This is a genomic window from Microbulbifer okhotskensis (genome assembly GCF_023895975.1).
Lineage (GTDB): Bacteria > Pseudomonadota > Gammaproteobacteria > Pseudomonadales > Cellvibrionaceae > Microbulbifer > Microbulbifer okhotskensis.
In genome coordinates, this window is the sequence record NZ_JALBWM010000306.1 from 1 (window position 1) to 1,026 (window position 1,026).

General features: G+C 54.1%; 1 pseudogene. It reads left to right on the forward strand.

What is annotated here, in order from left to right:
* Positions 1-115: 115 nt before the first annotated feature.
* Positions 116-1,026, forward strand: a pseudogene (locus MO867_RS22220) (thiolase family protein); the annotation flags it as partial.

Sequence of the window (1,026 nt, forward strand, 5' to 3'; positions counted from 1 at the left end):
CAGCTGGCCCCCTTTGCTATCGCCAAGTGTGTCGGTCATTGTGGGAATCTAGGATGCAGCGCTATTTGCTGGTTTCGGCTCGCAGGTTCCGGGTTTTACTGTCAATCGGTATTGCGGCTCCGGCCTTAACGCAGCTTCGATTGTGGCCAACCGTATCGCCGCCGGTGAGATGCAAATTGGGGTAGCGGGAGGTGTGGAGAGTATCAGCTTGGTGCAGTTCAATTTGAACCTGAACCACTTTGTTTATGAACCCCTGCAAAAAAAGGTGCCTGCGGTTTGGTGGACCATGATCCAAACAGCCGATTTTGTCGCCGATCAATACAATATCAGCCGGGAGGATCAGGACCGCTATGTGGTTGAGTCACAAAAGCGCGTGGCGGAGGCTCTTAAAGCCGGTAAGCTTGCGGAGGAAATCACGCCGTTCGATACGGTGATGGCGTTAAAAGACAAAGAAAGCGGTGAGACCAATCGCCTGAAAATCACCCTGACAGAAGATGAAGGCCCCCGCCCCGGTACAACCATGGAAGCTTTGTCTGCCCTGGAGCCGGTGAATACCGGGGGTACAGTGACCGCTGGCAATGCCTCGCAATTGTCTGATGGGGCCGCCGCCGTGGTAATGATGGATGCAGAGTTGGCCGCGCAGCGAAATCTGCCAATCCTCGGACTGTTTCGCGGCATGCAACTCTCCGCGGTAGCGCCCAAGGAGATGAGTATTGCGGTCGCCCCAGCGATAAACCGCCTTATGAAGCACCATCAGCTGACAAAAGACATGATTGACCTCTGGGAGCTTCACGAAGCTTTTGCGGTGACCACGCTGTACAACCAAGCAGAACTCAGTACACCCTGGGATATTACCAACGTAAACGGAGGAGCCATTGCACTCGGCCACCCCTACGGGATGTCTGGAATCCGCTACTTGGGATCTACTTTATTGGAGCTTGGCAGAAGAGACGCACACAGAGCAATCATTGGCGAGTTATTGTCAATTCTGGTGTTCAACAGGCCTGATCAAGCAGCGCTCTGGTC